Origin of the sequence: Lamprobacter sp. (assembly GCF_034860625.1) — a bacterium.
Taxonomy (GTDB): Bacteria; Pseudomonadota; Gammaproteobacteria; order Chromatiales; family Chromatiaceae; genus Lamprobacter.
In genome coordinates this window covers 1-2,678 of sequence record NZ_JAYESN010000329.1, presented here as the reverse complement: position 1 = coordinate 2,678, position 2,678 = coordinate 1, and the positions used below count along the sequence as shown (strand labels likewise).

At 60.3% G+C, this 2,678-nt stretch carries 3 protein-coding genes; all 3 read left to right on the top strand.

The features are described from left to right. Positions 1-548, top strand: a 548-nt coding sequence (locus VBE63_RS27010; protein WP_323686087.1) for an AAA family ATPase, incomplete at its 5' end; no start/stop codon positions are given. Positions 549-631: 83 nt separating this feature from the next. After that, positions 632-913, top strand: coding sequence for a hypothetical protein (locus VBE63_RS27005; RefSeq protein ID WP_323686086.1), 282 nt, complete (start codon positions 632-634; stop codon positions 911-913). A gap of 138 nt (positions 914-1,051) precedes the next feature. Continuing rightward, positions 1,052-2,626: an ATP-binding protein gene (locus VBE63_RS27000; RefSeq protein ID WP_323686085.1), complete on the top strand. Its 1,575-nt coding sequence runs from the start codon at positions 1,052-1,054 to the stop codon at positions 2,624-2,626. The last annotated feature ends 52 nt before the right edge of the window (positions 2,627-2,678 follow it).

Sequence of the window (2,678 nt, the reverse complement as noted above, 5' to 3'; positions counted from 1 at the left end):
CGGATGTGTTCAACATCCTGCTGCAGGTGCTCGATGACGGCCGCCTGACCGATGGTCAAGGGCGCACGGTCGACTTCCGCAACGCGGTGATCGTGATGACCAGCAACCTCGGCTCCGACATCATCCAACAGAAGGCCGGCGAAGCGCAGTATGCCGAGATGAAGGAAGCGGTGATGGAGGTGGTGCGCGTCGCCTTCCGGCCCGAGTTCATCAACCGCCTGGATGAGATCGTCGTCTTCCATCCGCTCGACGAGGCACAGATTCGGGCCATCGCCGGGATTCAGATCGGCTATCTCAAAGAGCGGCTGGCCGACCGCGAGATGGGCCTGACCCTGAGCGACGCGGCGCTGGATCTACTCGGCGAGGCCGGCTTCGATCCGGTCTATGGCGCGCGCCCGCTCAAGCGCGCGATTCGCGCCCAGCTCGAGAACCCGCTGGCGCAGCAGATCCTGGCCGGCAAGTTTGCCCCGGGCGATACCATCGAGGTCGATGCCCGCGATGGGCAGTTGCTGTTTGAGAGCGTGGTCGAGGGTGAGTTGGTCGATTGAAGCCTAGCGCGCCCGCGATGGAGCGCGGGCACTGATGGGTGTCGGCACCTGAACGAGCGATCAGGGCAGGAGTGCTGTTATCCATGAAGCCCGACACCCGCACCGCGATGCATGCACTCATCGCACAGGTGCGCGAGACGCTCCCATTCGACGCACCAGCGGCGCAAGTCTGCGGCGGCGACTGCCAAGGCTGCTCGCTGAAACTGCTCGACTACCTCAATGGCGAGCTGTGCGGCTGGGAGCAGCGCCTTGAGGCCGGCGAGACGCCAAATTTTGGTGACCTCTCGCGACTGGCAGAGACCAGTCGAAAGGTCTACGCGGCCTTGCAAAAGAACGGGCTGCTCGCCGCCATCACCCCGATTTGACGGCCTGATCGCGCGCATCCCTGAGCAACCTGGATAGCGATGTCCTCTGCATACAGAGACGCAGGCCGCACAGCGCCCCGTCTTCCGTCAAACAGAGCCCTCGCCGATCCCGACCAGGCCCAGTGCTATGATCACCCGATGAAACCCAAGAAGCTCCCCATCGGTATTTCGACCTTCGCCAAGATTCGCGGCGAGGATTACTACTATGTGGATAAGACCGGGCTGGCCCTGCAGCTGATCGATGCGGGCAGCTACTACTTCCTCTCCCGCCCACGCCGCTTCGGTAAATCCCTGTTTCTTGACACCCTAGCCGAGCTGTTCCAGGCCAACCGGCCGCTGTTTCAGGGGCTCGATGCCGATCAGCACTGGGACTGGAGTATCCCATACCCAGTGATCCAGCTGAGCTTTGGCGGTGGGGTGATGCGTGATCGCGAGGCGCTGGATGCCAAGATGCGCGATCTGCTGCGCATCAATCAGCGCAGGCTCGGCATCCCCTGTCCGCCTGAACTGGATATACCCGCCTGTTTTGGTGAGCTCATCCGTGCGGCGGAAGAGTCATACGGCCAGCGCGTGGTCATCCTGGTCGATGAATACGACAAGCCGATCCTGGATAACCTCTCCGAGCCGGAATTGGCGCGGCAGATGCGCGAAGGCCTGCGCAACCTCTATTCCGTGATCAAAGACCATGACCGCTACATCCGCTTTGTCTTCATCACCGGGGTGTCTAAGTTCAGTAAGGTCAGCCTTTTCTCTGGACTGAACAATCTGGAAGATATCACCATCAATGCCGACTACTCAGCACTCTGCGGTTATACCGAAGCCGATCTCGACGCGGTGTTCGCCCCGGCACTCGAAGGCCTTGATCGTCAGCAGATTAGAGACTGGTACAACGGTTACAACTGGACCGGTGAAGCCGTCTATAACCCCTTCGACCTCTTGTTGCTGCTGCGCAACCGTCAGTTTCGGTCTTATTGGTTTGAAACCGGCACTCCGACCTTCCTGATCGACGTCCTCACCCAACGCCATACCTTCAGCCCCAGGTTAGACGCCTGGCGCGCCACCGAGGCGCTGCTGTCACGTTTCGACGTGGATGACATGAGCACCGAGGCCCTGCTCTGGCAAACCGGCTATCTGACCATCCACAGCCAGCGCCAGCTCGGCGCCCGTATCGAATATACCCTGGGCTATCCGAACCTAGAGGTGGAAAGCGCCCTCAATGAGGCCCTGCTCAAGGGACTCTACGGAGACGCCAGCGAGGCCAGCGAGGCCAGCAGTCGCCTCTATGACACCCTGATCGAGGGCGACTTCAACGCCTTGCGTCAGCACTTCGTCAGTCTCTACGCCAGCATCCCCCACGACTGGTTCCGCAACAACCCCATCACCCAATACGAAGGCTACTGGGCCAGTGTCTTCTACAGCCACTTCGCTGCACTGGGGCTGGATCTTCGCCTGGAAGATGCCACCAATCACGGCCGGCTCGATATGACACTGTTGTTCAATGAACAGGTCTATCTGTTCGAGTTCAAGGTGGTCGAGCTGGTACCTGATGGCCGGGCGCTAGAACAACTCCAGGCCAGGAATTACGCTGAGAAGTATCAAGCCCTCAAGCAGCCCATCCACCTCATCGGCGTCGAATTCAGCAAGCAAGAGCGCAATCTGGTCGGTTTTGAGGTGATCAGCGATTACTGCAGCGGCGCATCCCGTTCGAACTGAATCTTGTCGTAGACCTCGGCTAACGCCAAGGTGCAGCCGATGCTCTCGAGCG